Consider the following 4035-nt stretch of genomic DNA (forward strand, 5'->3'; position numbering starts at 1 on the left):
AGCTTGGGAGGCCGAAGTGCGAAACGTAGCAACGAAATCCGATTTGGTACGAGTGGAGAAGCAGTTGATCCAAAAAACCGTCGACCTGGGTCGAGAGCTGCGTGGCTCGAGCAAAGAGCTAGGCGACACGGTCAAAACCCATGGCGAGCAAATAAACGCGCTCAGCCAAGCGATTGTTACCCAGGGGATCGAACTTCGCGCTGAGATCAAGGAGCAGGGCAACGATTTCCGGCTTGCGATGGAAAAACAAAGCAATGAGCTTCGCTCTGAAATAAGAGAGCAAGGTAGCGAATTTCGCTCCGCAATGGAAAAACAAAGCAGCGAGCTACGCGCTGAAATCAAGGAGCAAGGCAGCGAGTTTCGACTTGCGATAGAAAAACAGGGTCATGAATTCCGGATATCGATGGAAAAGCAAGGCCAACAGCTTAGTACAGAGTTCAAGAACCAAGTAAGCGAGCTAAAAAATTTAATGACTAAGCAGGGCACCGAAATGAAGGACCAAGGTGTCGAACTCAGAACAACAATCAAAGGGCAAGAGACAGCCCTCCTACTACAGGGTGTCAAACTAGAGGCGTCCATCACAGAGGTCGGGTCAAGAATCAAGTACGTGCGCTGGCAGTTTGGCGTCATCGTCACTGCTGTAGTTGGTTTCTTGGCAAAAATGGCCTATGACTTCTTCATTGGAAAATAGCTTTATGATCCCGAGCTTTACTGCTCAACCGGTAAGCTACGGCCTGTGGCTTAAACGTTTCAAGACGTGGGTACTGTCCACGTTGCGCTGATACACCATAATTTTTGCCCATGCGGGGAACACTCCCCGTCCGGGCGCAGTGTCTCTCCGTTTTGGGCTTTTCTGGAGAGACCTATGAAACTGGATGCACTTACACCGCAACAAGAAGCACTGCTCGACCTACCTGTCGTTTTCACGATTAAGGCTTGGAATGAAAGTGTTTACATAGCAAAGCCACTGAACATCGCCGAACAGGGCTGTCGCCTGACATCGGCCAGATGCGGCCCCTCAATTCAGGGGTGTTTCCGTCCGAAAAAACTATTCAGAAATGACTGAAAGAGGACGCTCAGGCACCGATCTCAAGGACGATGCAGCCCTGTCGCATCCCGCCAGTACAAGGTTTCTTCGAATTGAAAGCTAATAAGAAAGAAGGCCGAACACGACTGAGATATGGATTGAGCGATTTTATCCAAATCGTCCATAGACGATTCCCCCTCAGGTTCGGGCCCTTTTATTCTGATGGTGCAACGCAAAGCGACAGGAAAGTCGACACCCTTTGTATTCTCAGCATAGATCGTAGAGTCATCTGCTACATCGCCGCCGCTCAATCTAAGCCCCGAGGCAAATACAGCGGACAAGCCATTACCCGCTACCTCTATTTCCAAAGCTCCCGCATTCTCAAGGGCGCTTTTCAGTGCTGAAATTGTGAGCGCACTATCAGCTTCCAAGCACAGATCAAGACTCATGAATCCTCCCTTTTTCCTGCCTGAACAGTTGCACCAAAATTTTGAGTGCGATCTTCGCGATAGTGTATTTGGCTAGTGGCTTGAATGTCTGCTTCTGGCCAACTCTGTTGAAAAAGTCGCTCGGCCGCAGAAATGGGGGCCGACTGTTTTTCAACAGCATCGGCCGCAAGCGGCCAGTCACTCGGAAGAGAGCGATTTCGTGGGATCTGGCCGATTGCGTCGTGTAGCGTCGCTCGAGCTAATGGGTAGTCTGATGATCAAAGGCTGTTCCAGTGCATGATGAACTGCGTCGAGACAGCACCGATCTTGATCCAGCAGAACCCGCCAGGGCGATAGTTACTGCACGTTTTTCAGCTTGATTACATCACCGGAGACTTTGGTGGTGTAGCCGCTCAGGACCCAGGCCCAGAACCAATTTTCCTGCACTTGCGTATTGATCATCGCATCGCCCCCCTTGGCCTCGATTGCAGCGTTCTGGGCGCGGACGAAACGGCTGTTCTGGCGGATCGGAATCACACCGAACAACATCAGGCCAGTGGCGGTTGCTTCGCTGTGACCCACCACGGTGTATTGGCTGCTGTCATAGTGCGGCGAGGTTATCGGGGCTCCGGTGCAACCCGCCAGAATCAGGCCGAAAACACCACCGGCTACAACTTTACTGAGGTACTTCACTGAACAACTCCATGGCAAAAATCCCAGGATCCAATTCCGGGGGACGACACTCTAACCGCCCCGCTGGCCATTTGAAAACAATCGATTCAAAGCGGGCCAAAGGTCAGAGGCTGCTTCTGGCCGTTTTCTGCCAGCGACGACCGAGGCTGTGTAAAAACGTTTTTCAGCGCGATTGGAGCCCAGTGCTGGACTGAAAATCGCGTTTCTACGCAAAATCCAGATCCTGAGAGCAGCCGATAATTTTCAGATTTCGCATAGACGCGCAAACTTCAATTTTGACGAAGCGTTTTTACACAGCCTGGACCCACAGTGGACTAACAATTTTGCCAGCGCCCCCCTCGCTCGGATCGCTATACCCCGCGAGAAATTTGGTGCTACTGACTCGACCAGTCCCCTTCACGTGCTATGTGTTTAGCCGCCCAGTCATATGCGGTGAGGCCTCTCAGTTGGGAACGTCAGGGGCTGGGCGTAATGGAACGTTCGTCGGAGGGAAGGTAAGCCGATCCTCGTCCAAAGCTCGTAGTGGTAGATCTCCATCCAGGTAAAATTCGTCAAGCTGTGGAGGTGCAACACGGGTGCCGGACAGCATCGCGTGCACTTGCCCCCGATGATGGATCTGATGCTGGAATAGGTGCAGCAGTAGGCGGTCGACCCGCTCCAGTACTATGCCCTCCGCCCGCACAACCTCTGCTTGGCGACCCAATGAGCTCTCATCCAACCGCTCGCAATAAGCTATCAGTCGGATGTCTATCGCCGATTGAAGCTGCGCTATCTGATGAAGCGATAAATCTGAAGGGAGTTCCTTACGTTGGCCTTCCAGATCAAGCTCCAGTGCTGCGAGGTAGAACTGATCCACGTCCAATATATGCAACAGCGTTCGTTCGATAGAGGGAAAGAAGCTCGTTCGTGCAGCCACGTACTCCTCGTGGCTTAACGCGAAGCATGCGGAAAGCAATCGCCGGTTCGACCACTGGTTGTTTTGTGCCTGCGCCAGGAAGCTGTTCATTGGGAATGGCCTAAAGGTTTGCTTGAGTCACAATGATAGTGGATAGCACATCCCTGATTGGTGTGACTACTCTGCTGGTCTCGTTCGCCAGGGTCCGGGCGCAGCGGTCAGGTGGTTCAGGAAGTCGGATATCGAAGTCCACTTTGCAGTAAGTGTCCGGTGAACACACCTTCCTGCCTAATCGCTTCGGGGGATAGATGTCGTTACTACACACACACATCTCCGACAGCACGAGCTACTCTTCAGCTAGCAGGTTAGCCGTCAAGTGTTGGCATCAAAAATGCTTTTCTAATTGTGACGATTTGATGACAGCGCAGTCTTAAAGCTAGGCAGTTCCATGGAGCCTACCAAGACTTAAGTGCACGGTAATGGAGGTGAACATGAAGGCCAGAGCCACAGTGATATGCCGCAAGGATGATCATGTTCTCTATGTGCGCAAGCCAAAATCCAAATGGGCACTACCTGGCGGCAAGATAGAGGCAGGCGAAACACCTGCTGAAGCCGCCGCGCGTGAGCTTGAAGAGGAAACAGGACTGGTTGCTGACAACCTAATCTATCTCGCACGCTTTGAGAAGGACGACACCACCCACTTCGTTTTCATGACCGCACTCCAGCCTGGTGAGAAGCCGTCTCCGAAAAATGAGATTGCCGCGTGCAAGTGGAGCCACTGGAAGCAATTTCGCGATGTTGAGTCGAGCCCTGTAACGAAGGCAATCGTGAAATCGTTCGCTGACTTTCAATTGACTCACTGAGTCTCCTTTGGACTCCTTTGCGCAATGATCGGCTGCTGCAAGGCGACTGCCGATGGTCGTATCAGACACTGGGCAAGCGTCCGCCCAACTTGCCTTGACACCCACCAATACCGCAGCAACTGCCCGATC

6 protein-coding genes are annotated in these 4035 nt (G+C 52.3%); 3 read left to right on the plus strand and 3 right to left on the minus strand.

All coding sequences use genetic code 11. The features are described from left to right. Both M5C56_RS32190 and M5C56_RS32195 read left to right on the plus strand, forming a co-directional pair. A partial coding sequence (locus M5C56_RS32190) for an apolipoprotein A1/A4/E family protein (RefSeq protein WP_247263502.1) occupies positions 1–691 on the plus strand: 691 nt, incomplete at its 5' end. Positions 692–865: 174 nt separating this feature from the next. Then, positions 866–1066, plus strand: a complete 201-nt coding sequence (locus M5C56_RS32195; RefSeq protein WP_247263503.1) for a hypothetical protein — start codon at positions 866–868, stop codon at positions 1064–1066. A 23-nt stretch (positions 1067–1089) separates the two neighbouring features. Here M5C56_RS32195 and M5C56_RS32200 read toward each other — a convergent pair whose 3' ends face one another. The 3 genes from M5C56_RS32200 to M5C56_RS32210 form a co-directional block, all read right to left on the minus strand. Further along, positions 1090–1476 (minus strand): hypothetical protein, encoded by a 387-nt coding sequence (locus tag M5C56_RS32200; protein WP_103499542.1) that lies wholly within the window; start codon positions 1474–1476, stop codon positions 1090–1092. A gap of 336 nt (positions 1477–1812) precedes the next feature. After that, positions 1813–2148 (minus strand): hypothetical protein, encoded by a 336-nt coding sequence (locus M5C56_RS32205; protein WP_103499541.1) that lies wholly within the window; start codon positions 2146–2148, stop codon positions 1813–1815. 442 nt (positions 2149–2590) lie between these two features. Next, entirely contained in the window at positions 2591–3154 is a 564-nt protein-coding gene (locus M5C56_RS32210; protein WP_103499540.1) for a DinB family protein, read from the minus strand. A gap of 380 nt (positions 3155–3534) precedes the next feature. Here M5C56_RS32210 and M5C56_RS32215 point away from each other — a divergent pair, with 380 nt between their 5' ends. Next, the gene (locus tag M5C56_RS32215; RefSeq protein ID WP_103499543.1) at positions 3535–3906 is read left to right on the plus strand and encodes an NUDIX domain-containing protein; all 372 of its coding nucleotides are present in this window, start codon (positions 3535–3537) and stop codon (positions 3904–3906) included. Positions 3907–4035: the final 129 nt, after the last annotated feature.

The organism is Pseudomonas sp. MWU13-2862, assembly GCF_023242495.1.
Lineage (GTDB): Bacteria > Pseudomonadota > Gammaproteobacteria > Pseudomonadales > Pseudomonadaceae > Aquipseudomonas > Aquipseudomonas gingeri_D.

What these genes read in the sequence shown, in the direction of transcription:
- M5C56_RS32195 (WP_247263503.1), top strand. Translation starts at nt 866, where the DNA reads ATGAAACTGGATGCACTTACACCGCAACAAGAAGCACTGCTCGACCTA.
- M5C56_RS32215 (WP_103499543.1), top strand. Translation starts at nt 3,535, where the DNA reads ATGAAGGCCAGAGCCACAGTGATATGCCGCAAGGATGATCATGTTCTC.
- M5C56_RS32200 (WP_103499542.1), bottom strand. Translation starts at nt 1,476, where the DNA reads ATGAGTCTTGATCTGTGCTTGGAAGCTGATAGTGCGCTCACAATTTCA.
- M5C56_RS32210 (WP_103499540.1), bottom strand. Translation starts at nt 3,154, where the DNA reads ATGAACAGCTTCCTGGCGCAGGCACAAAACAACCAGTGGTCGAACCGG.